Annotated in this window: 28 protein-coding genes; 9 read left to right on the forward strand and 19 right to left on the reverse strand. The window is 59.9% G+C overall.

All coding sequences use genetic code 11. The annotated features are described in order from the left end of the window. The 6 genes from D8U82_RS27420 to D8U82_RS27445 form a co-directional block, all read right to left on the reverse strand. Window positions 1-627 (reverse strand): response regulator transcription factor, encoded by a 627-nt coding sequence (locus D8U82_RS27420; RefSeq protein WP_016770847.1) that lies wholly within the window; start codon window positions 625-627, stop codon window positions 1-3. Between the two features lie 372 nt (window positions 628-999). Further along, window positions 1,000-2,328, reverse strand: coding sequence for a deoxyguanosinetriphosphate triphosphohydrolase (locus tag D8U82_RS27425; protein WP_016770846.1), 1,329 nt, complete (start codon window positions 2,326-2,328; stop codon window positions 1,000-1,002). 69 nt (window positions 2,329-2,397) lie between these two features. Beyond that, a complete protein-coding gene (locus D8U82_RS27430) occupies window positions 2,398-3,561 on the reverse strand; it encodes an EAL domain-containing protein (RefSeq protein ID WP_024013699.1) in 1,164 nt (387 codons plus the stop codon). Between the two features lie 120 nt (window positions 3,562-3,681). Then, complete coding sequence (locus D8U82_RS27435; RefSeq protein ID WP_016770844.1) at window positions 3,682-4,020, reverse strand: hypothetical protein; 339 nt, start codon at window positions 4,018-4,020, stop codon at window positions 3,682-3,684. Then, window positions 4,017-4,403 (reverse strand): phage holin family protein, encoded by a 387-nt coding sequence (locus D8U82_RS27440; protein WP_016770843.1) that lies wholly within the window; start codon window positions 4,401-4,403, stop codon window positions 4,017-4,019. The genes D8U82_RS27435 and D8U82_RS27440 overlap by 4 nt, the downstream gene beginning before the upstream one ends. Before the next feature lie 2 nt (window positions 4,404-4,405). After that, a complete protein-coding gene (locus D8U82_RS27445) occupies window positions 4,406-4,720 on the reverse strand; it encodes a YqjD family protein (protein WP_016770842.1) in 315 nt (104 codons plus the stop codon). Between the two features lie 301 nt (window positions 4,721-5,021). On the opposite strand from D8U82_RS27445, the gene D8U82_RS27450 reads away from it, so the two are divergent. Beyond that, window positions 5,022-6,230 (forward strand): ammonium transporter, encoded by a 1,209-nt coding sequence (locus D8U82_RS27450; protein ID WP_130903337.1) that lies wholly within the window; start codon window positions 5,022-5,024, stop codon window positions 6,228-6,230. On the opposite strand, the gene D8U82_RS27455 is transcribed toward D8U82_RS27450, so the two are convergent. Next, entirely contained in the window at window positions 6,227-7,939 is a 1,713-nt protein-coding gene (locus tag D8U82_RS27455; RefSeq protein WP_016770839.1) for a monovalent cation:proton antiporter-2 (CPA2) family protein, read from the reverse strand. The genes D8U82_RS27450 and D8U82_RS27455 overlap by 4 nt on opposite strands. A 198-nt stretch (window positions 7,940-8,137) precedes the next feature. On the opposite strand from D8U82_RS27455, the gene D8U82_RS27460 reads away from it, so the two are divergent. The 3 genes from D8U82_RS27460 (at window position 8,138) to D8U82_RS27470 (ending at window position 9,766) form a co-directional block, all read left to right on the forward strand. After that, on the forward strand, window positions 8,138-8,374 hold the full coding sequence (locus D8U82_RS27460; RefSeq protein WP_016770838.1) for a glutaredoxin family protein: 237 nt from the start codon (window positions 8,138-8,140) through the stop codon (window positions 8,372-8,374). Between the two features lie 113 nt (window positions 8,375-8,487). After that, window positions 8,488-8,805, forward strand: coding sequence for a hypothetical protein (locus D8U82_RS27465; RefSeq protein ID WP_016770837.1), 318 nt, complete (start codon window positions 8,488-8,490; stop codon window positions 8,803-8,805). A gap of 70 nt (window positions 8,806-8,875) precedes the next feature. Continuing rightward, entirely contained in the window at window positions 8,876-9,766 is an 891-nt protein-coding gene (locus D8U82_RS27470) for a pseudouridine synthase (RefSeq protein ID WP_130903338.1), read from the forward strand. Between the two features lie 82 nt (window positions 9,767-9,848). On the opposite strand, the gene D8U82_RS27475 is transcribed toward D8U82_RS27470, so the two are convergent. Both D8U82_RS27475 and mobA read right to left on the reverse strand, forming a co-directional pair. Next, window positions 9,849-10,070, reverse strand: coding sequence for a YgdI/YgdR family lipoprotein (locus D8U82_RS27475; protein WP_016770600.1), 222 nt, complete (start codon window positions 10,068-10,070; stop codon window positions 9,849-9,851). Window positions 10,071-10,148: 78 nt separating this feature from the next. Beyond that, window positions 10,149-10,751, reverse strand: a complete 603-nt coding sequence (mobA, locus tag D8U82_RS27480) for a molybdenum cofactor guanylyltransferase MobA (protein WP_125926331.1) — start codon at window positions 10,749-10,751, stop codon at window positions 10,149-10,151. An 80-nt stretch (window positions 10,752-10,831) separates the two neighbouring features. Between mobA and moaB the strand changes: the two genes are divergently transcribed. Together moaB and glp are read left to right on the forward strand one after the other, a co-directional pair. Further along, complete coding sequence (moaB, locus tag D8U82_RS27485) at window positions 10,832-11,371, forward strand: molybdenum cofactor biosynthesis protein B (RefSeq protein WP_016770598.1); 540 nt, start codon at window positions 10,832-10,834, stop codon at window positions 11,369-11,371. Beyond that, complete coding sequence (gene glp, locus D8U82_RS27490) at window positions 11,355-12,581, forward strand: gephyrin-like molybdotransferase Glp (protein ID WP_130903339.1); 1,227 nt, start codon at window positions 11,355-11,357, stop codon at window positions 12,579-12,581. Before moaB ends, glp begins: the two co-directional genes overlap by 17 nt. A gap of 59 nt (window positions 12,582-12,640) precedes the next feature. On the opposite strand, the gene D8U82_RS28200 is transcribed toward glp, so the two are convergent. Further along, on the reverse strand, window positions 12,641-12,949 hold the full coding sequence (locus D8U82_RS28200) for a hypothetical protein (protein ID WP_016770834.1): 309 nt from the start codon (window positions 12,947-12,949) through the stop codon (window positions 12,641-12,643). A 315-nt stretch (window positions 12,950-13,264) separates the two neighbouring features. Between D8U82_RS28200 and yegS the strand changes: the two genes are divergently transcribed. After that, window positions 13,265-14,182, forward strand: coding sequence for a lipid kinase YegS (gene yegS, locus D8U82_RS27500; protein ID WP_016770833.1), 918 nt, complete (start codon window positions 13,265-13,267; stop codon window positions 14,180-14,182). Here yegS and D8U82_RS27505 read toward each other — a convergent pair. The 3 genes from D8U82_RS27505 to D8U82_RS27515 all read right to left on the reverse strand — a co-directional run bounded on the left by D8U82_RS27505 (window position 14,166) and on the right by D8U82_RS27515 (window position 16,650). Continuing rightward, window positions 14,166-14,825, reverse strand: coding sequence for a response regulator transcription factor (locus D8U82_RS27505; protein WP_041478445.1), 660 nt, complete (start codon window positions 14,823-14,825; stop codon window positions 14,166-14,168). The two genes, yegS and D8U82_RS27505, sit on opposite strands and share 17 nt — an antisense overlap. Further along, window positions 14,822-15,715 carry a sensor histidine kinase gene (locus D8U82_RS27510; protein ID WP_110601490.1) on the reverse strand — a complete coding sequence of 298 codons (894 nt, stop codon included), beginning with the start codon at window positions 15,713-15,715 and terminating at the stop codon, window positions 14,822-14,824. The genes D8U82_RS27505 and D8U82_RS27510 overlap by 4 nt, the downstream gene beginning before the upstream one ends. 464 nt (window positions 15,716-16,179) lie before the next feature. Continuing rightward, window positions 16,180-16,650, reverse strand: a complete 471-nt coding sequence (locus D8U82_RS27515) for a hypothetical protein (protein ID WP_110601741.1) — start codon at window positions 16,648-16,650, stop codon at window positions 16,180-16,182. A gap of 454 nt (window positions 16,651-17,104) precedes the next feature. Here D8U82_RS27515 and D8U82_RS27520 point away from each other — a divergent pair, with 454 nt between their 5' ends. After that, a complete protein-coding gene (locus D8U82_RS27520) occupies window positions 17,105-18,040 on the forward strand; it encodes a chemotaxis protein CheV (protein ID WP_016770829.1) in 936 nt (311 codons plus the stop codon). A 191-nt stretch (window positions 18,041-18,231) separates the two neighbouring features. Then, on the forward strand, window positions 18,232-19,038 hold the full coding sequence (locus D8U82_RS27525; protein WP_130903340.1) for an MOSC domain-containing protein: 807 nt from the start codon (window positions 18,232-18,234) through the stop codon (window positions 19,036-19,038). A gap of 72 nt (window positions 19,039-19,110) precedes the next feature. Here D8U82_RS27525 and D8U82_RS27530 read toward each other — a convergent pair whose 3' ends face one another. The 6 genes from D8U82_RS27530 to atuC form a co-directional block, all read right to left on the reverse strand. Next, window positions 19,111-19,395, reverse strand: coding sequence for a pyrimidine/purine nucleoside phosphorylase (locus D8U82_RS27530; protein WP_024013687.1), 285 nt, complete (start codon window positions 19,393-19,395; stop codon window positions 19,111-19,113). Window positions 19,396-19,466: 71 nt separating this feature from the next. After that, window positions 19,467-20,009, reverse strand: coding sequence for an exonuclease domain-containing protein (locus tag D8U82_RS27535; protein WP_016770826.1), 543 nt, complete (start codon window positions 20,007-20,009; stop codon window positions 19,467-19,469). 70 nt (window positions 20,010-20,079) lie between these two features. Continuing rightward, a complete protein-coding gene (locus D8U82_RS27540) occupies window positions 20,080-22,041 on the reverse strand; it encodes an acetyl/propionyl/methylcrotonyl-CoA carboxylase subunit alpha (RefSeq protein ID WP_130903341.1) in 1,962 nt (653 codons plus the stop codon). A 112-nt stretch (window positions 22,042-22,153) separates the two neighbouring features. Further along, window positions 22,154-22,951: an enoyl-CoA hydratase-related protein gene (locus D8U82_RS27545; RefSeq protein WP_130903342.1), complete on the reverse strand. Its 798-nt coding sequence runs from the start codon at window positions 22,949-22,951 to the stop codon at window positions 22,154-22,156. Beyond that, on the reverse strand, window positions 22,948-24,105 hold the full coding sequence (gene atuD, locus D8U82_RS27550; protein WP_056788533.1) for a citronellyl-CoA dehydrogenase: 1,158 nt from the start codon (window positions 24,103-24,105) through the stop codon (window positions 22,948-22,950). Before atuD ends, D8U82_RS27545 begins: the two co-directional genes overlap by 4 nt. A gap of 30 nt (window positions 24,106-24,135) precedes the next feature. Further along, the gene (atuC, locus tag D8U82_RS27555; RefSeq protein WP_130903343.1) at window positions 24,136-25,752 is read right to left on the reverse strand and encodes a geranyl-CoA carboxylase subunit beta; all 1,617 of its coding nucleotides are present in this window, start codon (window positions 25,750-25,752) and stop codon (window positions 24,136-24,138) included.

Raw genomic sequence — 25,752 nt, forward strand, 5'->3', positions numbered from 1 at the left:
TCACACGAGTGCGTTACGTTTGGCCATCTCGATAAGTTCTACAAGGGATCTGGCTTTGAGTTTTTGCATCAGACGCTTTTTATAAGTGCTGACGGTTTTGTTGCTGAGAAACATGCCCTTGGCTATTTCCTTGTTGGTACGTCCCTGAGCAAATAACTGCAATACCATCAGTTCGCGGTCATTGACGGATTTGAACAGTTCAAGTTCAGCGTATCGAGTGTCGTCGGCGCGCACCGGATTAAGCGCTTGACTGGGGAAATAGTTATAACCGGAAAGTACCGCTTTGATTGCGCTGACCAATTCGCTCAAGTCTTCCTGCTTGCAGACATATCCCGATGCGCCGGATTGCATGCAACGAATGCCGAACAGCGTAGGACACTGCGCCGTCAGAATCAGAATCTTGAAATTCGAACCCATGGTGTTGAAGCGGGCCAGCACTTCGAGGCCGTCCAGCTTGGGGATGCTGATATCGAGAATGACCAGGTCGGGCATGCATTCACGGACCATCTGCATGGCATCGACACCGTTATCGGTCTCGCCGACGACCTTGTAGCCTTCATGTTCCAGGAGCATTCGCACGGCGAGGCGGATGACCGGATGATCGTCCACAATAAAAACGGAGTTCATAAATAGAGTCCCATGCAAGCATGAATAAAGCGCGCACCTTAGCTCAGATGCATGAGCACTCGCATGGACTGGTAGTGTCGCGACTACGTTATCGGATTAATCCTACGCGTAATGAGGAAAGAGACTACGTTGAAATTAGGTTCGGCGTAAGGAAGGGCGAGCAATCAATTGGCCGAAGATTGAAATGATCCGAAGGCCAATATTGATATTCAATTATTTGTCGATGTTTAAAGTTGCGTTTAATCAGCGGTGTTTATTTGATCGGGTTAATGGGTCAAGCGTAGTTGAATCTCACCTGGTTCACAGGGGCATTCAGCAAAACTCTCATGGTGGTCAGCCGGTCAGATCAGTGACCGGCTGCCCCCTCAAGACTCAGTGACTTGAACGCCCGGTCATTTCCAGTGCCATGTCACTGGCGTAACTGTCGGTCATGCCGGCGATGAAATCGATCATGCGCAGAAACGAACTGTGCAACGAACCCTGCGGATCCGGCGCATTGTTGCCAAGCAAATCGAGGATGCGCCGGCTCTTGAACGACGGCGTGCGACCGTTGTGCTGCTCCAGCGCGGCGCCGCAGAACGAATTGAGCAGGATCTCCAGCGTCGTGTACGCGCCGATCTCATGCAGGGTCTTGCGTTTGTCCTGAAAGATTTTCTTGCGCGCGATGTCCTTGGCGTTCAACACGCAGCGCTTCGCCGGCCCGTGCATGTGTTCGACCAGATCGCCGTGCAGCGTGCCGGCGAGCAGAGCATCCTGCTGTTCGACAAATGCCCGCGCCGCCGCGTTGGTCAGGTGCTCGATGGCCTTGCCGCGCAGGATCGCCAGTTTACGCCGGCGGGAATCCTGCGGGCCGAGCTGGCGATAGGTTTCCGGCAAATCGTCGCCGACCAGACCGAGCAGCAGTGACTCGACTTCGGCGTATTCGAGCAACTCCATTTCCAGACCGTCTTCGAGATCGATCAGCGCATAGCAGATGTCATCAGCGGCTTCCATCAGGTAGACCAATGGATGGCGTGCCCAGCGCTGGTCTTCGATTTGCGGCAGACCGAGTTTGTGCGCGATCTGTTCGAGCAATGGCAGTTCGCTCTGATAACAGCCGAACTTGTGTTTCTTGTAGCCGAGGGAGTCGGCGTGGCGCGCGGTCCACGGGTACTTCAGATAGGTGCCCAGCGTCGCGTAGGTCAGGCGCGTGCCGCCGTCGAACTGGTGATATTCCAGCTGCGTCAGCACGCGAAAGCCTTGAGCATTGCCTTCGAAATTGAGGAAATCACCACGCTCGGCCTCGCTCATGCCGTCCAGCCAGCCGCGCCCGGCGGCTTGTTGAAACCAATGGCGAATCGCGTCTTCGCCGGAATGGCCGAACGGCGGATTGCCGATGTCATGCGCCAGGCAGGCCGATTGCACGACCATGCCGAGGTCGGCCGGGTCGCACCAGTCTGGCAGCGCGCTGCGCAAGGTTTCACCGACACGCATGCCCAGCGAACGGCCGACGCAGCTGACTTCCAGCGAGTGGGTCAGGCGGGTATGAATGTGATCGTTGCTGGTGACCGGGTGCACTTGGGTCTTGCGCCCGAGGCGGCGAAAGGCACCGGAGAAAATGATGCGGTCATGGTCTTTGTGAAAAGGGCTGCGGCCGAGTTCTTGCGGGCTGTGCAGCGGTTTGCCGAGGCGTTCGCGGTTGAGCAGGGTTGGCCAATCCAAGGCTGAATCTCTCCGTCTGGTGACTGATCGTCCTAGCTTCCCGGTTCGGCCCTGTGCCTGCAAGCAGAACTACAGGCCTGCTGCGTCGATATCGATCAACAGCAAGCGTTCACCGTTATCGAAAAACTGTCCGGCAGTCAGGCAATACTGGTTGCTGGTGGCATCGCGATAGGTGTTCGACAGGGTCAGGCGGCGTTCTTCCCAGCCTTCGGCCAGCAGATGATAGAAATACGGTCGCCACGACCAGTTGTGCCCCAGATAGCGGTCATCGGCAAACCAGCCGTCATGGCGCCATTCGAGGTTGGGCGTCAGTTGCGTGCCGTGGCGATCGCACTGATAAAAGCGCAGCAGCCAGGGAAACGCCTGCAATTGCGGCAATGCACTGAGCGGGGCGCGGGCCTGGGCCCATTGCTGCAGAATCGCCATCAGTTCGCTGAGCTGCTGACGCATCTGCATCAGCCTTCCGCGCTCGCTGAGTTTCTGTTTTACGTAGCGCTGCCTGAGTTGGGCGAAATGCGCGACGAAAGCATCCGTAGCGAAGAAGTCTTCCTGCGCCCGGGCGAAAAGAAAACCTTGTACGTAGCGCGAGCCGCACTCCAGGGCGAAATTCAGCTGTGCTTCGGTTTCGACGCCTTCAGCGATGATCCAGCAGCCGGTTTTTTCGGCCATCTGCGCAAGTGCTTTGACCACGTCACTGCTCGGTCCGCCGAGGGCCGCAGCCTGAAACAGGCGCATGTCGAGCTTGAGAATGTCCGGTTGCAGGGCCAGTACCCGATCCAGCTGCGAATAGCCGGCGCCAAAATCATCGATGGCGATTCTCGCCCCTGCGTTACGGTAGCGCCCGACCACGTGGGCCAGGCGTTCGCTGTTACCGCCCAGTTCGGTGATTTCGAAAACGATGCGCTGCGGATCAACCTGGTGTCGCGCCAATTGCTTGAGGCTTGGCAGCGCTTGATCGGCGCGCAGGCGACTGATCCAGCGTGGCGACATGTTCAGGCTGAGGAACCACTCCGCCGGCGCTTCATGCAGGCGGCTGAGGGCGTGGTCACGGATCTGCCGATCGAGACGGCGCAAGGCGGTGGCCGGGGTCCGTGGGTCGGCGAACAATGGCCCGACCGAGGTCAGTTGACCATCGCTCTGGCGCAAGCGACCGAGTGCTTCGACACCAGCGATGCGGCCTGTGGCGGTATCGATGAAAGGCTGAAAACAGGCGAGCGGTTGCCCGTCGATCACGGCAAGTCCTTAATCTTGTTTTTGGTTTGGCCGCGCTTGCCGGATAGGCACGCGGGATGGAATCTCCCGATAAGGAGATTCATCCCGGCGCTATTGCAAGAATGTAGCCAGATGGGCGCTTCAGCGTTTGCCCGAGCTGTGCATGACCAGTCTGATCAGCGGCCCAAGCGTCGTGCCCAGACGCAGCAGTCGCGTCAAACCGCCACCACTGCTGCGTTTCGAGCCTTTGCCGGTGAGGAAACCCAGCAGCGTCACCGCCGCCACGCCCCACAACGGCGCGTGCTTGATGCCGAAACCGTCCTGCACGTTCTGCTTCATGCCACGCATGCGCTGCAACGGTTGCAACACTTGCGCGGTCTCGTGGCGGATTTCCTGACGATGCATTTCCATGCGCAGGCGGATCAGTGCCTTGCGCATTTCCCGGCGCGAGCTGTTGTGCGGAAGTTCAGGCAGGCTCATGGCAGCAGACGCTCCCGGTCGTTGGCCAGCTCTTCGAGCGTGCCGTGGAAAGGCGAGGACTCATCGAAAATCGCCGCTTTGAGGCGCAGGCCGCAGAAGATCGACGCCAGCGTGTAAAACACGCACAGGCCGATGATCGCTGCCAGGCGGTAGGTGTCCCAGAAGATGATCATCACCAGCGTCGACAGACCCACCAGCAACAGCAGGGCAAACACCAGTGCCAAGCCCGCGAACAGCAGCAGGCTGACGGTGCGTGATTTCTGCTCCTGCAATTCGATGCCGAACAACTCGACATGACTGTGCAGCAGGCCCAGAACGGCAGCGCCGAGGCGACGTGTGGAGGAGGCGGTGCCCGTAGTCGGGCCGGATTCACCGATCGACATGATCAGCGCCGAGTTGCCAGCAGGCCGATCAGAAAGCCGACGCCGGCAGCGATGCCCACCGATTGCCATGGGTTGGCCGATACATAGTCTTCAGTAGCGGTGACCGCCGCCTGACCGCGTTCGCGCAGGGTGTCTTCAGTCACTTTCAGGGTTTCCCGGGCACGCAGCAGGCTGTCGTGAATCTGGGCACGCAGCTCATCGGCCTGATCACCAGCGAGGGTCTTGGTGTGCTCGAGCAGGCGTTCGGTGTCGGCGACCAGAGTCTGGAAGTCGTTCATCAGGATTTCTTGAGCAGTCTTTGCCTTGATGCTGGCCATGGGTGGATCTCCGTAGGTGGCTTTGAAGCGTTCGAGTATGAGCCTTGCGCGAAGGTTCAGTGCAAATGCCTGGTACAACTTTTGCTGTGTCGTGGTGCGTCGCTCCGCGTATGTGCGCTGTTGCCGGGCGTCCGAGCAGAAAAACTCTAATTCATTTGCTAGCCGTTTGTGATCGGGCATCGATATATGCGCCAAATCAGTTCATCAACCCTGCGGTTGTATGACTGATGAGTCGTAATTTGGTGCATGAAATGCCCGCATGAACCGCTTTGGTGCCTTTTAGCCTTGGGTCTGCCTCCTCATGGAAAATCTGCAAAGCGCTGTGGACACGCTGGTTCACAGCTCCAACACGTTGTTCATTCTGATCGGTGCGGTGATGGTACTGGCGATGCACGCCGGTTTCGCCTTTCTGGAGGTCGGCACGGTCCGGCAGAAGAACCAGGTCAACGCGCTGGCGAAAATCCTCAGCGACTTCGCCGTCTCGACCCTGGCCTATTTCTTTATAGGCTATTGGATCTCCTATGGCGTCACCTTCATGCAACCGGCGGCGGTGCTCGCGGCTGACCACGGCTATGGCCTGGTGAAGTTTTTCTTCCTGCTGACCTTCGCTGCCGCGATCCCGGCGATCATTTCCGGCGGCATTGCCGAACGCGCGCGTTTCGTCCCGCAGTTGTGCGCGACGGCGCTGATCGTAGCGTTTATCTATCCGTTTTTCGAAGGGCTGATCTGGAACGGCAACTTCGGCTTGCAAGGCTGGCTGGCGGAGCAGTTTGGCGCGGCATTCCATGATTTCGCCGGCTCGGTGGTGGTGCATGCCGTGGGCGGTTGGCTGGCGTTGGCCGCTGTTCTGCTGCTCGGCCCGCGCAATGGTCGCTACCGCGATGGGCGCCTGGTCGCGTTCGCGCCGTCGAGCATTCCGTTTCTGGCGCTGGGCTCGTGGATCCTGATTGTCGGCTGGTTCGGCTTCAACGTGATGAGCGCGCAAACCCTGCAAGGTGTCAGTGGCCTGGTCGCGGTCAACTCGCTGATGGCCATGGTCGGTGGCACCGTCGCCGCGTTGATCGTCGGGCGCAATGACCCGGGCTTTCTGCACAACGGCCCGCTGGCCGGGCTGGTGGCGATTTGCGCCGGCTCCGACCTCATGCATCCGGTGGGTGCGCTGGTAACCGGCGCGATCGCCGGAGCCTTGTTTGTCTGGTGCTTTACCGCTGCCCAAGTCAAATGGCGCATCGATGATGTGCTGGGCGTATGGCCGCTGCATGGTTTGTGTGGCGTGTGGGGCGGGATTGCCTGCGGCATCTTCGGTCAGTCTGCGCTGGGTGGCCTGGGCGGTGTCAGCCTGATCAGCCAGTTGATCGGCACTGCGCTTGGCGTCGCGGTCGCGCTGGTCGGCGGTTTCGTCGTCTACGGCGCGATCAAGGCATTGCATGGGCTGCGCCTGAGTCAGGAACAAGAGTATTACGGCGCCGACCTGTCGCTGCACAAGATCGGCGCGGTGAGTCAGGACTAGATTTCCTCATCATTGGCTCCGGGATAGAAACCGTGGAGCAGGCGATAGCGATCGATACGCACTTGATCGACCTTCTCCTGCACTTTGTGCGCGGGCAGGCCGAGCATGATCAGCGCATGTGAAGCGAGCATCAGGCTCGACTCCAAAAGCTCCGGCACCACCTCGGTGGCACCGGCGGCTCTGAGTTCCGCCGATTGGCTGTCGTCACGGGTGCGTACCAGAATGGGCACCTGTCGGTTGAGTCGGCGGGCTTCGCGCAGAATGCGCAACGCCACGTCGCTCTGATCTACAGCAATCACCAGCAGCCTGGCGCGCAACAGGCCAACCGCAGTAAGCAGATCGCCACGCGCCGAGTCGCCGTAATGCACGTCGCTTTCCGCAGATGCGGCTTCCTGCACCCGCACCGGATCGTTGTCCAGCGCAACATAGGCTTGCCCGGCGTTGCCCATGAAGCGGCCGATGGATTGGCCGACGCGTCCGTAGCCGCAGATCACCACGTGCTGGTCGAGGTCGGCGTTGAGCGCGCTGATCTGTTCGATCTGCGCTTCCTGATTGGGCTTGCGGTGCAGCACGGCGGCGATGCGCGGCGCCGCACGCAACAGCAGTGGCGTGAGCAGCATCGAACAGAAGGTCGCCGCGAGCAGCAGGGCGCCCGGTTCGGCCGGCAACAGGCTGTTCTGCTGCATCTGCGCCATCAAGGCAAAACAGAATTCGCCACCCTGGGCCAGGGCCAGGCCGCTGCGCCATGCGGTTTCGCTGTCACTGCCGCGCCACTTCACCAGCAGCGCGACCACGATGCCCTTGATCAGCATCAGGCCGAGCGTCAGGCCGATGATCAACAGGCTGTGACTGACGAACAATTGCAGGTCGATCAGCATGCCGATGCTGACGAAGAACACGCCGAGCAGAATGTCGCGAAAGGGCCGGATGTCGGCTTCGATCTGGTGCCGGTAATGGCTTTCCCCGAGCAACATGCCGGCGAGGAAAGCGCCGAGTGCAGGCGACAGCCCCAACAAGTGCGTGAGCCAGGCAGTCAGCAGCACGATCACCAGCGCCAGCAGGACGAACAGCTCCGCAGAGCGCGAGGCCGCCACCTCATGAAACAGCCGTGGCAATAACCAGCGACTGGCGAGCAGCAGGCCGAAGAACAGCACCACGGTTTTGCCCAGGGTCAACGGCAAGGCCCAATACCAGGCCTGCTCGCTGGTGCCGGCGAAGACCGGAACCAGTGTCAGCAGCAATACCGCGACAACGTCCTGAAACAGCAACACGCCGACCGCGTTCTGGCCGTGGCTGCTGAATACTTCACCAAGACTGCCCAGCTCCTTGGTCACGATCGCCGTGGATGACAGCGATAACCCTGCACCGAGCAAGAGCGCCGGCATCAGCGGCATGCCCAGGCCCATCAACAGTGTGCCGAGCAGCGCTGTGCTGATCAGCACTTGCTGACTGCCGAGGCGAAACACCACCTGACGCAGCGCAATCATCTTCGACAGGGAGAACTCCAGACCCAGCGAAAACAGCAGAAACACCACGCCCAGCTCGGCGACATCGGGCAGATGTTCGCTCTCGTTGACCCAGTCGAATGCGTTCGGCCCGACCAGTAATCCCACGCACAGGTAACCCAGCACCGGCGGCAGTCGCAGGCGCCGGAACAGGGCAATCACCACCAGGGATGAGGCGAGGATGATCAACAGATTTGCAAACACGGGACACTCCGCTGTCAGGGCGTTGGCCTCTGAAGCGTAGAGGCAAAAAGTCCGCGAGGATGACGCATTTGCAATTTGCGCTGAATGATTTGCGTCAGGATTTTGCGCCGGGAGCGCTGGGTCCTTTGGGCGCCGCCGGGTCGACGAGGGTTTAGTGGCGTCCTAGAATGGGCTCACTTGTTTTCCGGTAATGCCGTCATGCCTCCTGAATGTCAGCTGTTCGGCACCCTCGGGTGTCACCTGTGTGAAGTCGCCGAAGCCGAGCTGATGCCCTTCGTCGAGCATGGTCTGCTGGTTGAACTGGTGGACATCGCCGAAGACGAATCGTGGTTCGAAAAATACAGCTTGCGCATCCCGGTACTGCGGCGGGTCGACACGGGCGCGGAGCTGGATTGGCCGTTCAGTGGCGATGAAATCGCGGCGTTTTTACGATGATGAGTTTCACTACCGTTCTCCCGCTGGTCGCAGCAATACATCCTTGCGTTGGCGCTCGCGGAATTCTTCGGTTACTGTATGTCCATACAGCAATCGAGTCAGAGGGATGAACCGTGGTCAATGTCGAACAGTTGAAGAGCAGCGTTAACCGGATGTCGGTGGACGTGGTGCGCGAGGCCGTCCTCGAATTGCGCCTGGACGGGCTGGTCACGGAAGGCAAGACGCCATTCAACAAGCTGCATTTCAATACCTGCTTTGCCGAAATCGAAGCCCTTTTTCAACGCGCCGGTTATCACAAGCAGCTGGATGTGGTCGGTTATCAGGGACTGTTATACGCGTTGTACGATCCGGGGCGCTGGGAGGCGGTCGATGTCTTGCGCTGGCTGAAGGAGTTCACCGAAGCGGCGGCCCTCAAGTCGATTCCGGCCTGATCAAACTGCGCTAGGTGGCTTTGCCTCACTGTTGGATAATGCCGGCCTGCATTGAGGATTTCTGTTTCGTATGTCCAGTCCCGTATTTTCCGCTGCGCACAATCAGGCCAGCACCTTGTATTTGCCGCCCGGTCCCTGGCTGACGGTACTCGATTGCCTGTGCGAGCACTTCAGTGCCATCGGCCGCGAACAGTGGCTTGACCGGATTGCTCGCGGACGGGTGCTGGATGCGCAGGGCCAGCCGATTGCGCTGGACTTGCCGTACAGGGAAGGGCTGCGCATTCATTACTTTCGTGAGGTGCCGGACGAAAAGCCGATCCCGGTTCTCGAGTCGATTCTCTATGCCGATGAACACTTGGTGGTGGCCGACAAACCTCACTTTCTGCCAGTCACCCCGGCCGGAGAATATGTCGAACAAACCCTGCTGCGGCGGCTGATCCGTCGGCTGGACAATCCGCATCTGGTGCCGCTGCACCGCATCGATCGGCATACGGCGGGGCTGGTGATCTTCTCGGCCAATCCGCAGACCCGGTCGGCCTATCAGTCATTGTTTCCGACCCGGCAGATCGACAAGCGCTACGAAGCGATTGCCCCGGCATTGCCCGAGCTGAATTTCCCTCTGGTGCACAAGAGCCGCCTGGTCGATGGCGAGCCGTTCTTCCGCATGCAGGAGGGGCCTGGCGCCAGCAATACCGAAACGGCGGTCGAGGTGCGTGAGAAAAATGGTGATCTGTGGCGCTATGGCCTGTATCCCGTGACGGGCAAGAAGCATCAGTTGCGTGTGCACATGACGTCGCTGGGAGCGAGTATCTGCAACGATCCGTTTTATCCGACTGTGTTGAAAGATGTCGAGGACGATTACGCCAACCCGTTGAAGCTGCTTGCGCAAGGCCTGCGCTTCATCGACCCGGTGACCGGTGAGTTGCGGGAGTTCGAGAGTCAAATCACCTTGCAGTGGTAATGCTGAAACTGCTTTCCGAGCGCCCATGAAAAAGCCCGCATGACAATGCGGGCTTTTCTGTATCCGGTAACGACGCGGAGCCTTACAGCTCTTTAACGGTACGAACCTGATCCTTGTTGATGCGGGTCTCTTTGCCGTCCAGCTGCTGGAACTCGTAGAAGCCCGAATCATCATCGTATTTCGGGGTGTCGACGGCCTGGATTTCGCGACCGTCATTCAAGGTGATCACTGTTGGCGAGGAGCAACCTGCGAGGGTTGCCAGGCCCAGTGCGAGCATGAAAGTGGCGAGGGTCCGTTGAGTCATGAGTGTGTCTCCGAATGGGAAATCTTCTGGTTACTGAGCTTGAGACGTAAACAAGGCGTGAGAGTTCCTTGGATAGTGTCAGTCTGACACAGTGTTGTGCAGATGTAACAATTCGGGGGTGTTGAGATTGGCCAGTCGCGGGTCGTTGTCAGGGCATTGCAATGCGACGGCGCCGAGGCTGCGCATTACCCGCCCCGGGCTGCGCTCGCCTGCATTCCAGGCTGCTTCGAATGCCGGCAACAGCGCCACGGGAATCACGCACAGCAGCGGTTCCCAATGCTCGCCGTGGCGCAGCATTAAAGGTTTTTCACGTTGCAGATTGGCAGTAATCAGCATGTCTTCGAGCAAGGCCTCGTCGATTCGCGGCACATCACATGGCAACACCAGCAGATGCGCATGGCGCGCCGCTTTCAGCCCGGCACGAATACCGGCCAGCGGCCCGGGGAAATCGCCTTCATCATCCATCACCAACTGATCGGCAAACCCGGCATAACGCTCGCGATTGCGGTTGCAGGAGATGATCAGATCGTCGGTCAACGGCCGTACCTTGCGCTGCAAATGCGCGATCAAAGGCTCGCCCAGCCACTCGATAAGCCCCTTGTCCTGACCGCCCATGCGCTGGCCGCGTCCACCCGCCAGAAGCAGGACGGAGCAGGGCGACAATTGACTGTTCGACGGCATGACGACTCTCCAGAGGGCGGCGGAAAAATGAGCCGCTGTGATATAACACCGGGCTGTTTCCCCTACAACTGGAAGAGCCTATGAAAGCCAAGGCTGATGTACCTTTCGTGCCGCTCAATATTGCGGTGCTGACTGTCAGCGACACCCGAACCCTGGAAACCGATACCTCCGGCCAGGTCTTCGTTGATCGCTTGATCGCGGCCGGTCACGCGCTGGCCGAGCGGGTTTTGCTTAAAGATGATCTCTACAAAATCCGTGCGCAAGTCGCCAACTGGATTGCCGACGATGTGGTTCAGGTTGTGCTGATCACCGGCGGCACTGGCTTCACCGGGCGTGACAGCACACCGGAAGCGGTGGCATGCCTGCTCGACAAACAGGTCGACGGATTCGGCGAACTGTTCCGCCAGATATCCGTGGCCGATATCGGCACTTCGACTGTGCAGTCCCGGGCCTTGGCTGGTCTAGCCAACGGCACGCTGGTGTGCTGCCTGCCGGGTTCGACCAATGCAGTGCGCACCGGTTGGGACGGCATTCTCGCTGAGCAACTGGACGCCCGTCATCGTCCCTGCAACTTCGTCACCCATCTCAAGCAGGCGGCGCCTTGTGAATCCCGTGGGTAAGCCGGGCAAGACCGGCAGTTTGCTGCCTGTCGAAACGGCGCTCGAGCGTTTGCTGGCCATGGCCGATGCGTCGCGGATTGTCGAGCGCGAGCACTTGCCGCTGGCTCAAGTCGAAGGGCGGGTGCTGGCGGAAGATTTGATCTCGACACTGGATCTGCCGCCATGGCCGAACAGCGCCATGGACGGCTACGCCTTGAACCTGGCGGATTGGCAGGGCGAGCCGCTGCCGGTCAGTCAAAAGGTCTTCGCCGGGCAATCTCCGCAATCGTTGGAACCAGGCACCTGCGCACGCATCTTCACCGGGGCACCGCTGCCGCCGGGCGCCGACTGTGTCGAGATGCAGGAAAATGCTGAAGTCCAGGCCGATGGCCGAGTGCGCTTCCTCGAGCCTTTGAAAGCCGGGCAGAACATTCGTCCGCAGGGCCAGGAAACTACGGTCGGCGAATTGGTGCTGCAAGCTGGAACCCGGCTCGGACCGATTGAGCAAGGCCTGGCTGCTTCGCTTGGCTGTGCCGGGGTTAACGTCGTGCGCAAGCCGCGGGTGGCGGTTCTGTCCACTGGGGACGAACTGGTTGAACCCGGTCAGGCATTGGGGCCGGGCCAGATCTACAACAGCAACCGCGTGCTTCTGTGCAGCTGGCTGCAGCGTCTGGGTTGTGAAGTGATTGATGGCGGAATTCTCCCGGACGATCTGGCCACCACGCGGGCGCGGCTGGGCGAATTGCAAGACGTCGATCTGATTCTGTCTACCGGCGGTGTCTCGGTCGGTGAGGCGGATTTCCTCGGCATTGCCCTGCGTGAAGAAGGCGAGTTGGCCCTGTGGAAGCTGGCCATCAAGCCCGGGAAACCGTTGACCTTCGGCCATTTTCGCAACGTGCCGGTGATTGGCCTGCCCGGCAATCCCGCCTCGACGCTGGTGACGTTCGCCCTGCTGACGCGGCCTTATCTTTTGCGTCGCCTGGGTGTGCAAGCCGTCGAACCACTCAAGTTTGCAGTGCCAGCAGGCTTTGTCTGGCCGGTGGCCGGCAACCGTCGTGAATATTTGCGCGGACGTTTGGAGCAGGGGCGCGCAATCATTTACCGCAACCAGAGTTCGGGTGTGCTGCGCAGCGCCGCGTGGGCCGACGGGTTGGTGGAAGTCCGAGAGGGCCGCACGCTGAGCGAGGGTGATGCAGTGAGCTTCATTCCCCTCAGCGACCTGCTGGGGTAGCCGGTCTTGCCCATGCACGCGTCGGCGGGTAAGCACGGCGCGTGCAACAATTGATTTCGTCAGTTGCTGATCAACGTCACCAACTGGTCGAATCGGCTGTTGGCCACCCATCCCAGCAGTCCAAGGATGACAGCGGTAGCACCCGCCGAATACGCCAGACGGTGTTTGATCGTCCGCACATCATTGAGCACTTCGTCCATGTCGCGGCGCATGTATTTGAAGTGAGTCTCCAGCTCGCTGACTCGGGGTTCCATATCAAACTCTCCAGGGGTCTTGGCGCTGTTACAGAAGTCTGGTTTCTTGCTGGCACGACTTTCGGCGAGAGCGGCGACCGGGCTCACCGGTGCCTTGGTTTCATGGTTGCGCATGGAAGTACTCGCTGGTCGTAGCAACTGCACGCTTGCTGATTATTCCATTGCTCGATTCATGGAAATGAATCGCGGGGTATCCGTTCATTACCGGCACATCCTTGTGTTATTGAGTTGAAAGTTGGTGCTGCCGGCACACGGTGACCCAATGATCGGACGGGGTCAATTAAGCCGATTCCTCTTGTTCCGTACGAAAAAATACCGCTGTGTAGGACGCTGGCCGTTTGAAAAGCAATTAATTGCCATCCCTGCGGCTTTTTTAACGCGCGCAGTGGTCAAGATGTTTCAATCGATTTCAATTCTTGGAGTGACGTTATGAGTGAACGCCGGGCACTGCTGATCTTGCATGGCAAACAGGCACTCAACGAAGATGTCCGCGCTGCCGTCGAAGCCAAGCGTGAGCAAGGCTGGGAACTGGCTGTGCGAGTGACGTGGGAGGCTGGCGACGCCCAGCGTCTGGTTGAGGAAGCGTTGGCGGCCGGCTACAGCAAAATCATCGCCGGTGGCGGTGATGGCACGTTGCGCGATATTGCCGAGGCGCTGGCGCAGCATCCGCAAAAAGCCAGTCTCGTCCTCCTGCCGCTGGGCACCGCCAACGATTTTTCCCGTGCCGCCGGTATTTCCCTGGAGCCGGCCGAAGCCCTTGAGCTACTGGATGTTCAGCCCTCGGATATCGATCTGGGCGAGGTGGGCGGGCAGATTTTCCTGAACATGGCGACCGGCGGATTCGGTAGCCAGGTGACCGCCAATACTTCGGAAGACCTGAAAAAGGTCTTGGGCGGCGCCGCTTATCTGTTTACCGGCCTGACCCGGTTCAGCGAGCTGCATGCCGCTTATGGCGAGTTGCAGGGGCCGGACTTTCATTGGCAGGGTGAACTGCTTGCACTGGGAATCGGCAACGGACGGCAGGCGGGCGGCGGCCATGTGCTGTGCCCCGAGGCGCGAGTCGACGATGGTTTGCTGGACATCAGCATTTTGCCGGCACCGCAGGAGCTGGTCGGCACGCTGAAGAATCTGCTGAGCGAGGGCTTCGGCCTCGACAATATGTTTGTGCGGGCGCGATTGCCGTGGGTCGAGATCAAGGTCGCCGAAGGGCTGAGCATCAATCTCGATGGCGAGCCGCTGGAAGGCGACAGTCTGCGATTTGTTGCGAAACCTGCAGCGTTGCAGGTGCATCTGCCGAAGGACTCGCCGTTATTGGGCCAACAACCGTCAATCAGTCATCAAGGCTGATGATCTGTTCACGCACAGCGAACAGCACCAGGCCCGCCACGTCGTAGATTTGCAGGCGCTTCATGATCTGTGCGCGGTGGGTTTCGACGGTCTTGACGCTTAAGCCCAGGCCGTTGGCAATTTCCCGGGTCGATTTGCCGCGCACGATCAGGCGAAGGATTTCCAGCTGGCGCGCGGTCAGATTGTGCGAATCGGCGATGTCCGGCTGGCTTTTCTGGTTTCGCGTCAGTGCCTGATTGATCACCGTATGAGCGATGGCCGGGCTGAGGTAGCGTTCGTTGTTGCGCAGGGCTTCCAGCGCGTGCTCGAGCTCGGTGGCCGTGGTGTCCTTGAGCAGGTAGCCATGGGCACCGGATTCCAGCGCCTGCATGATCAGCGCCGGATCGGTGTGCATCGACAGGATCAGCACTTTGCTCTGCGGCCGAACGCGCTTGAGCCGTTGCAGGGCTTCCAGGCCACCGGTTTCCCTCATCGAGATATCCAGCAATACGATGTCTGGGCTCAATTGCTCGACCATTTCAAGCAATTGTGAACCATCACTGGCTTCGCCGATTACCGCGTAACCGGGAATATCCAGTACCAGAGCGCGCACGCCGGCTCTGATCAGCGAGTGGTCATCCACCAGAAGTAAGTTACAAGTCAACGCATAACCTTATTCGTACTGGCCCGTTCGAGTGCCCGAGGCGCCCACGGGAATAGTGCTTCGATTCGAGTGCCTTTGCCCGGCTCGCTGACAACATTCAACGTGCCGCCCAGTTGTTCGATACGCTCGGCCATTCCGGCCATGCCGCGTTGGCCTTCTCTGGCCGGGTCGGCCGCCGGGGCAAAACCCAGGCCGTCATCACTGATCAACAGCGTCAGACCTTGCGGCAATCGCTGTACCCGAATCAACAGGTTTTTTGCCTGTGCGTGCCGGAGGATGTTGGTCACGGCTTCCTGGGCAATGCGAAACGCGGCGACGGCCATTTCCTCGGGGATGCCGTTGAGCCGTTGCTGGCAATCGAGACTCCAGTTGACCGGCGTGTTGGCCAGTGTCTTGAGCAAATGCGCACGCAGGCTGGCTTCGAGTCCCAGGCTGGTCAATTGACGTGGATTGAGAATCGCCGAGACGTCACGCACCTTGGTCAGGGTTTCATCCAGCGTGTCGCAGAGGACCTTGCATTGTTCCTGCAGATCTTCCGGCAGGCGGCGTTTGAGCCAGTCACTTTGCAGCTTCGCGGCGGTGAGCAACTGGCCGATATCGTCGTGCAATTCACGGCTGAGGCGATGTCGTTCGTTTTCCTGGACTTGCAGCAGTCGATCAGCCAGCTCTTGTGGCTGAAACTTGATCGATTTGCGCGACAAGCGATATTGCACCCAGACGCACGCGGTGGCGGCGATGTCGAGTGCCAGCAACCCCAGTGGAATGTGCGCGGAAAAAACATAGGCCAGCAGACTGCCAATAGTCGCCAGAACACACAGCACTAGTGTGAAGCGCCGGGCGTTTTCCCGCGAGGGTGGCCATGTAATAAGTGACTTGAGACTGGCGTACATAACGGATGGAGCCAATGGATGTTCGCTGCGGGCAGACCGACCGGTGACTGGCGGATCTCTGTGTGGAAATACTGTCAATTATGTTATTGATCCATACCGCATTCGTTAAGCAATCATTGACCGGCAATAACATTGCTAATGAAACGCTGGAGTCACTGTGCCATTAAACGACAGGTAATTAACCGGCGGCATAATACCACTTAACATACCGTTGGTCGCGGTCGCTATATATGTCCATTCAGTCAGGAAATACCGGATCGTGGACGCAAGTTCCATATTGGAAAAAGTTGGAATTCTTGTAGTTGGACGACTTCGATTTTGCCTGGAAGTGTCTCGGGGAACACACAGGGAAAACCCTGATGGCGGCATCTGGAAATCAGCCGTTGGTCGGGCAGATTATTTGCCCCGGATTGTCGCTGGCAGGTATGCACTATTCAATTACGACAGTTTCGCGGCCGGTTTTCTCAAGCCTGGTGAGCTATCAGAGACCCAGAGAGCAAACGTTTGCTCATCATCTTCGGTTCGAACGTGTCCTGGCCCATTTGTGCCGCGAAGGCCTCAAGCAGGGCTGTCTGCTCGCTGCCATCAAGGCTCAGTTGTCCGGTTTTATGATCGACCAGCTCAAGCTGCCATGCCATCAGGGTGAAACAGTCTCGCAAGGCATCGAGGGCCTGTTCGTGCAGGTCGACGCGATCCTGGGTCAGATTCAGCAGACTGTAGATGTGCAGGGAAAACTCGGAGATTGCTTCCAGTGCCAAGGCTTCGGCGCGGCCAGCAAGCTTCAGCAGAGTGCCGAGCATGCAGTCGATGGCATCCTTGTCATTGCTGATCAGTTGCAGATGGCTCAGGCATTCTTCGGACTTGGCGAGAAGCGTTTCGGCCTCGACCAGAAATTCGGGGAAGCGTTGCGCCCAGTCTTTACGGTCGATTGGCATGTTCATCTCCACCACGTCGTGTTGGTTGACGGATGGCCGTGTGTGGCGACGATCGTGAATCGTCGGCAGATCGCGCCCGGCGGTGCAGGTGCACGGACCGAGGGGTTCCAGAGGGTGGGTTGCCACTGAATTGCGATCGCACACAATAGCCTGACTCCGTTCATGCAATGAGAATGGCGTCACAGTAATGGCTATTGGAAATGGCGAATATCAGGTTGGGCCTGATTGATCCTAGGGGAATCCCTTAGGCGCGGGAACCTAACGTGCAAACCGAGGTCGCGCCGCAATGAATCTAGCAGATGAAATCACGATTGCCAGTAAAGCATGATGTCAGTGTGACATCAATGGCCGTTTGTGGCATTTTTAGCGGCGCGCTTTACAGCAATCAAGATTAGCTGAATGCAGCCGATAAACCCCCATAGTGAATTCATCAGAACAAGCCCAGGAGTCATTGATGGCCGGCATTCTCGACACGGTAGACCAACGCACGCAACTGGTGGGTGAGAATCGCCTGGAAATCCTCATGTTTCGCCTGGCCGGACGCCAGCTGTTCGCGATCAACGTGTTCAAGGTTCAGGAAGTGCTGCAACTGCCCAAGCTGACCCTGATGCCGCAGCGTCATCCTTTCGTCTGCGGCGTGGTCAATCTGCGCGGGCAGACCCTGCCGGTGATCGACCTGTCCCAGGCAATCGGTATGCGCCCACTGGTGCCGGGCCCGAACAGCACGATCATCGTCACCGAATACAACCGTTCGGTGCAGGCCTTCCTCGTCGGCGGTGTCGACCGCATCGTCAACATGAACTGGGAAGCCATTCTGCCGCCGCCGACCAGTGCTGGCCGCCAGCATTATCTGACCGCGATCAGCAAGGTCGACGATCAACTGGTGGAGATCATCGACGTCGAGAAAGTCCTCGCTGAAATCGTCCCGTACAACGCCAAGGTCTCGCGCGAGAAACTCGACGACCCGGTACTGGAGCGCGCCCGTGGCCGCGAAGTGTTGCTGGTGGACGACTCCAACGTAGCGCTATCGCAATTGCGCGATACCCTCGGCCAGCTCGGGGTGAAGATGCACATTGCCAGCGACGGTCTGAAAGCCTTGAACATGCTCAAGGCCTGGGCCGATACCGGCGTGCACATGACCGACAAACTACTGATGATCTTCACCGATGCGGAAATGCCGGAAATGGACGGCTATCGCCTGACCACTGAAATTCGCAACGACCCTCGCCTGCGTGGCCTGTACGTCGTACTGCACACCTCGCTATCCGGCAGTTTCAACGACTCGATGGTGAAGAAGGTCGGTTGCGACAACTTCCTCTCCAAATTCCAGCCGGACAAACTGGTTGATGTGGTACGCCAGCGTCTGATGCTCGACGCCGTGCCGGCCTGAAACACGCACATCTTGCTTCCTGTGGGAGCGAGCCTGCTCGCGAAAGCGCAGGGTCGGACACATTGATGGTGAATGTGCCGGCCTCTTCGCGAGCAGGCTCGCTCCCACAGAAGTGTATTTACATTAATGACGGCTTTGATTCGGTATTGAAGCTCGTATAGGGTGGCGTTTTTCCTCCAAGGAAGCTGGCCATGCTGCGTCTGAGCGCGCTTTATCGTTACCCGTTGAAATCCGGCAAGGGCGAAATGCTGCAAAGCATCGAGCTGGACAAGCTCGGGCTGGCGGGCGACCGACGCTGGATGCTGGTGGACGAGGCCAGCGGGCGCTTTCTGACCCAGCGTGCCGAAGCGAAGATGAGTCAGTTGTCGGCGTTATGGAATGCCGGCGGCGGTCTGACCCTCAGCGCTCCCGAGCAGGGTTCTATCGAAGTCGCGCTGCCCGCTGCCGACGCCGAGCTGCGCGGTGTGACGATCTGGCGTGACACCCTGCGGGTGCCGGACGCCGGTGATCAAGCCGCGCGGTTTATCAGCGACTTCCTCGGCAAGCCGACACGTCTGGTGCAGATGCCGCTGGAGCGGGCACGCACCACGCAGTCGGGTTTCGGCAAGGACGACGATCAAGTGGCGTTCGCCGACGGTTATCCATTGCTGCTGATCGGCGAAGCTTCGCGGCTGGCGCTCTCGGAAACGGTAGGGCGAGAGCTGGAGATGCTGCGCTTCCGTCCGAATCTGGTCATCGAAGGCAGCGCGCCTTACGCCGAGGACCAATGGAAACGCATTCGCATCGGCGATATCGAATTCCGCGTGGTCAAGCCATGTGCGCGTTGCATCATGACCACCGTCGACCCGCAAACCGGTGAGCGCAGCACCGATCGTGAGCCGTTCGCGACGTTGCAGAAACACCGCAGCACCGCCGATGGCGCAATGTTCGGGCAGAATCTGGTCAATGACGGCAACGGCCGCCTGGAAGTCGGCATGCCGGTGGAAATTCTCGAATAGACTTTCCCTGAAACGAAAAATGCCCGGGTCTTTTGGACGCGGGCATTTTTTTGCGCGGTGAAACCGGCGGGATCAGCCGCGGTATTCGCACAGGTAAGCGGTATCCACTTCGACTTTCAGTTGGAACTTGCTGTTGGCCGGAACGTTGAACTGGCTGCCGGCGGCGAAGGTTTCCCAGTCGCTGCTGTCTGGCAGTTTTACGCTCAGCGCGCCGGAAACCACATGCATGATCTCGCGCTGGCTGGTGCCGAATTCGTATTCGCCCGGGGCCATGACGCCAATGGTCGCCGGACCTTCAGCGGTGCCAAAGGCGATCGACTTGACGGTGCCGTCGAAGTACTCGTTGACTTTAAACATGGGCGGATTCCTCGAAAAGGGCTTAAAAGGGGGCGGCCAGTATGCACAAGGCTTTTCGCGCCGTCACGCGTCTAAAGCGGCAGGACCAGCGGCAATAACCGTGCAGTATTGCGGGCATCTTCCAGCGCGCGATGTTGTTGGCCGTTGAACTGCATGCCCGCCAGTTGCAACGCGCCGTTGAGCCCCAGCGGTCGTTCCAGGCGCCGAGCCTTGGCGAAGCGCTGTTTGAGGTTCATGTGCGGGACTTTGCTCAGGCCGCTGTCGATGTTCAGGCGCTGCCACTCCTGCAGCAATTGCTGGCGATCGTAACCGCCCCAACTGGCCCAGCCTTCCAGACGGGTTTGATGCTGCGCCAGCCAACGCTCAAAAGCCGGCCAGACTTCGCTCAGCGGTTGCGCCGAATCGATGTTGGCCTGAGTGATGTGTGTCAGCTCCCGACAGAATGGCGTCAGCAATGGCCGGCGGGTCGGTTTGACGAAGCGCTGGAAGTGATCCTGCTCGCGCCCGGCGCGGTCGACCAGGGTCGCACCGATCTCGATAATTTCCATTTCCGTGACCGGCCAGCCACCCTCGTCTGTGGTGGCTTCCAGATCTATGACCAGCCAATGGGGCATCGCAGGGTTCCTGATTTCCGCGTTCTGATTTATCAGAGCGTAGTCAAACCCCGCGCTTGTGCCCGGGCGACTACTCGACCTGCAACAGAACCTGACGATTTTTTACCTGATCGCCGACCTTCACTTGCACCCGTTTGAGCACGCCATCGATACCGGCCTTCAACGGATGCTCCATTTTCATTGCCTCCAGCACCACCAGCAATTGACCCTTGCTGACCGTACTGCCTTCGCTGACCAGCACGTCGACAATGGCACCGTCCATCGGGGCTTTCAGGGTGCCGGAGGCGACGCTGGTCTGACTGTCGATCGGCGCATGAGTTCGATCCTCCAGGCGCAGGCTGCCCGGATTGGTGAACAGCCACAGCTGCCGATCGTGCAGACGATAGGCGTGACATTGGCGCAGACCGTCGACTTCGATGGTGATCGATTGCGCGGCGTGCTCAATGATTTTCACCGCCACAGTGCTTTCGCCAGCCTGCACGACCAACTCGCCGGGTTTGCGCGCCAGCACCGACAGCGTCCAGTCCTGCTCGTCACTGCCCAGTCGATAGTGCAACGGCACGCTGGCGTTGTTGCGCCAGCCGTTCAGCGGGGCGCGATGGGGCAGGGCGCTGGCCTGATAGAAAACCGCCACGGCAATCGCCAGTTGCGCCGTCGTCGGTACGTAAGGGCTGAGGCAGGCATGGCTGGAAAAATGTTCCTGGATGAAACCGGTGCTGAAATCGCCACTGATGAACTGCGGATGTTGCAGCAGGCCTTCGAGCAAGCGTTGATTGGTCTGCACGCCAAGCAGCACCGTGTCCTGCACCGCACGCAATAACTTGCGCCGCGCCTCTTCGCGGGTTGCGCCGTGGGCGATCAGTTTGCCCAGCAGCGGGTCGTAGAACGGGCTCACCGACTGACCTTCAAGCAGACCGTGATCGATGCGCGCCCCGTGATCCGAAGCCGGTTGCCATGCGGCAATTCGGCCGGTTTGCGGGAGAAAATCCGCAGCGGGATCTTCAGCGTAGAGGCGCACTTCCATGGCGTGACCGTCGAGACGGATCTGCTCCTGCGTCAGCGGCAGCGGCTGGCCCTCGGCAACCAGCAGTTGCCACGCGACCAGATCGAGGCCGGTGATCAATTCCGTCACCGGATGCTCGACCTGCAGACGGGTGTTCATCTCCAGAAAGTAGAACTGCCCGCGTGCGTCGAGGAGGAACTCCACGGTGCCGGCGCCGACATAATCCACCGCGCGCCCGGCCTTGAGCGCCGCTTCGCCCATGGCCTGGCGCAGCTCGGCGGTCATCACCGGGCAGGGTGCTTCTTCGATGACTTTCTGATGGCGGCGCTGGATCGAGCAATCGCGTTCGCCGAGATAGACCAGATGGCCGTGCTGGTCGCCGAACAATTGCACTTCGACGTGGCGCGGTTCGATCAATGCCTGTTCGAGAATCAACTCGTCGCTGCCGAAACCGTTCATTGCTTCGGACCGCGCGGTGCGCAGTTGCGCCGGCAGTTCGCTGGCCTCGTGCACCAGGCGCATGCCGCGTCCGCCGCCGCCGGCGCTGGCCTTGATCATCAGCGGATAACCGATGCGCTCGGCTTCGGCCAGCAGCGTCGCGTCGTCCTGCGCTGCGCCTTGATAGCCGGCAATGCACGGCACGCCCGCGTCGAGCATGGCGATTTTCGACAGGCGTTTGCTGCCCATCAGTTCGATCGCTTCGACGCTGGGGCCGATGAAAATCAGCCCGGCTTCGGCGCAGGCGCGAGCGAAATCGGCGTTTTCCGAGAGGAAGCCGTAGCCCGGGTGAATCGCGTCGGCGCCGCTGCGGCGGGCGGCGTCGAGGATCGCCGCAATGTTGAGGTACGACTGCTGCACCGGCGCCGGGCCGATGTGTACGGCTTGGTCGGCCATCTGCACGTGTAGCGCATCGGCGTCGGCGTCGCTGAAAACGGCAACGGTGCGATAACCCAGCGCCTGGGCCGTGCGCTGGATGCGGCAGGCGATTTCACCGCGGTTGGCGATCAGGATTTTGTGGAGGGTGGGCATGGTGGGGTTCCTGAAATGATAGCGGTGAATGGGATGGCCTCATCGCGAGCAGGCTCGCTCCCACAGTTGGAACGCATTTCAACCTGTGGGAGCGAGCCTGCTCGCGAAGCTTTTAGCTGACCCACCGAGGTTTGCGTTTCTGCATAAATGCCATGGTCCCCTCGATTCCTTCCTCTCCAGTCACCGCCGCGCCGAACCACTGCGCCGCCTCATCAAGCAACTCACTCGACGGCTGCCCGGCACTCGCCAACAGCAATTTCTTGGTCATCGCATTCGCTTCCGGCGCGCAGCGCAGTACCTGTTGCAAGACCTCATCCAGTCGCTCGGCCAACGCTTGCGCATCCTGTTCAACGAAATGCACCAGGCCCAATCGCTGCGCCTCAGCGCCATCGAAACGCGCCGCCGTCAGCGCGAGCCGGCGGGTTTCGGTCAAGCCGATCCGTTGCACCACAAACGGTGCGATTTGCGCCGGGATCAGGCCGAGGCTGGTTTCCGGCAAACCGAACTGCGCCTGGTGATCACTAATCGCAACATCGCTGACGCAGGCCAGGCCGAAGCCGCCGCCGAGCACGGCGCCTTGCAGCACAGTAATCAGCACTTGCGGCGTGTGTTGGGCTTGTTCCAGCAACGCACCGAACGCCCGGTTCAACTTGCGGTAAGCGTCCGCCCCTTGAACCCGTGCGCTGGCCATGTCCTTGATGTCGCCACCGGCGCAGAAGTGCCCGCCGGCACCGCTGAGCACCAAGGCCCGCACTGTGCGGTCATCGTGCATCGCCGTCAGCACCGCGCGCAGTTCGGCGACCATTTGCAGGCTCATCGCGTTGCGGCTGTCCGGGCGGTTGAGGGTGATGTGCAGCACGCCGCCATGCAGTTCCAGCAACAGCGTCTGGCAATCGGGCAGGCGGCTCATTTCTTTTTCCCCGGCAGGATGCCCATCAGTTTGCAGATGATCCCCAGCATGATTTCGTCGGCGCCGCCGCCAATCGATACCAGGCGCACATCGCGATAGGCGCGGGCCACCGGGTTGTCCCACATGAAGCCCATACCGCCCCAATATTGCAGGCAGCTGTCGCTGACTTCACGGCCGAGGCGTCCGGCCTTGAGCTTGGCCATCGACGCCAGTCGCGTGACGTCCTGACCTTTGATGTACTGCTCGGTGGCCTGATAGACCAGGGCGCGCAGGCATTCGATTTCGGTCTGCAATTCGGCGAGGCGGAAGTGGATCACCTGGTTGTCGATCAGCGCATTACCGAAGGTCTTGCGCTCCTTGCAGTACTCGATGGTGCTGTCGATGCAATATTCCAGGCCCTTGATCATGTTCGCCGCGCCGAACAGGCGTTCTTCCTGGAACTGCAGCATCTGCATCATGAACCCGGCGCCTTCATGGCCGATGCGATTGCGCTGGGGCACGCGCACGTTGTCGAAGAACACCTGCGCGGTTTCCGAGCTGCGCATGCCGAGCTTGTCCAGGTGTGAACTGAGGCTGATCCCCGGGGTGTTCATCGGCACCATGATCAGCGACTTATTGATGTGCGGCTTGTCGTCCGAAGTGTTGGCCAGCAGGCAGATGAAATCGGCGCTCGGCGAGTTGGTGATCCACATTTTGCTGCCGTTGATCACGTAGTCATCGCCGTCCTTGCGTGCTGTGGTTTTCAGCCCGGCGACATCGGAGCCGGCGCCGACTTCGGAAACGCCGATGCAGCCGACCTGTTCGCCAGTGATGGCCGGGCGCAGGAATTCTTCGCGCAGTTCGTCGGAGCCGAAGCGGGCGAGGGCGGGTGTGCACATGTCGGTCTGCACGCCGATCGACATCGGAATCCCGCCGCAATGAATGGTGCCGAACTCTTCGGCGGCGACGATCGAATAGCTGTAGTCGAGGCCCATGCCGCCGAATTTTTCCGGCTTGGAAATGCCCAGCAGGCCCAGCTCACCGGCCTTGCGGAAAATCTCGTGGATCGGAAAGCGCCCGGCCTTTTCCCACTCTTCGACGTGCGGGTTGATCTCGTGCGTGACGAATTGGCGGACGGTGCGGCGCAGGGCTTCGTGTTCCGGGGTGAAGATCATTGTTGTTGTTCTCCGTAGGATCCGTGGCGGTCAGAAGCGGCTGACGCCGAAGCTGTTGGGTTGCAGCTTGCGCATGTCGGCTTCGTGGCAGATATCCAGCAAGTAACCGAGCAGGGTGCGGGTGTCGCGCGGGTCGATCAGGCCGTCGTCCCACAGGTTGGCGCTGCCGTACAGGGCGGTGGATTGGCTGTCGAGTTTCTGCGCGGTCATCTGTTCGAGCATGTCGAGCATTTTCGGATCAGGCTCGATGCCGTCCTTGAGCTGTTTGGCCTCAGTGACGATGCGCAGAACCTTGCCGGCCTGAGCGCCACCCATCACTGCCGTTCGGCTGTTGGGCCAGGCGAAGATGAAGCGCGGATCGAGCCCGCGTCCGCACATGGCGTAGTTGCCGGCGCCGTAGGAACCGCCGACGACAATGGTCAGTTTAGGCACCCGTGCGTTGGCCACCGCTTGAATCAGTTTCGAGCCGTGCTTGATCACCCCTTGCTGTTCCGATTCGGTGCCGACCATGAAACCCGTGGTGTTGTGGAAAAACAGCAGCGGCGTCTGGCTCTGGTCGCACAACTGGATGAACTGCGCCGCCTTGCTCGCACCTTGCGGGGTGATCGGGCCGTTGTTGCCAATGAAGCCGCAGGCGCGGCCCTGGATTTTCAATTGGCCGCAAAGGGTTTGCTGATCGAACTCGCCTTTGAATTCGAGAAAGTCCGATTCATCGGCAATCCGCGCGATGATTTCGCGCACGTCGTAGGGCTTTTTTGCATCGTCCGGGATCAGCCCGAGCAGTTCGTCGATGGGGTAGAGCGGTTCTTTGAATTGCGGCTGCGGCAGCCACGGCAGCTGCTCGTTCCAGGGCAACATGCGCATGATCTCGCGGACCTGGCGTATGCCGTCAGCGTCGTTTTCGGCGAGATATTCGGCAGTGCCGGCGACCTGCGCGTGCATCTCGGCGCCACCGAGTTCTTCATCGGTGGCCACTTCGCCGGTCGCCGCTTTGAGCAATGGCGGGCCGGCGAGAAACAGCTTGGCCTTGCCACGCACCACCACTACGTAATCCGATAACCCCGGTTGATAGGCGCCGCCTGCGGTGGCCGAGCCGTGCACCACGGTGATCTGCGGCAAACCCATGGCTGACATGCGCGCCTGATTGGCGAAACTGCGCGCGCCTTCGACAAAGATCTCTGCCGCGTAGTTGAGATTGGCGCCGCCGCTTTCGGCGAGGGTGATCATCGGCAGTTTGTTTTCCCGCGCGATCTGTTGCAGGCGCAGGGATTTTTTCAGGCCGCTCGGCGAGATCGTGCCGCCCTTGATTGCGCTGTTGTTGGCGACCACCATCGCGCGGATGCCGCAGACATAACCGATGCCGGCAATCAGCCCGCCACCGGCCGAACTGCCGTCCTTGTCGTCATGCAACTTGTAGCCGGCGAGGCTGGCCAGTTCGAGGAACGGCGCGCCGGGGTCGAGCAGCAGGTTCAGGCGTTCGCGGGGCAACAGTTGCCCGCGTTTGCTGAATTTGTCTTTGGCTTCGGCGGCCTTGTTCAACAGGTTCTGTTCGAGCTGCTGCACCTGCTCGATGGCGGCGAGCATGGCCGCGCGGTTGCGCGCGAACGCTTCGCTGTGCTGATCGAGTTGCGACTGAATCTGCGCCAT

It is taken from the genome of Pseudomonas sp. Sample_23, assembly GCF_004307595.1.
Classification (GTDB): Bacteria; Pseudomonadota; Gammaproteobacteria; order Pseudomonadales; family Pseudomonadaceae; genus Aquipseudomonas; species Aquipseudomonas atacamensis.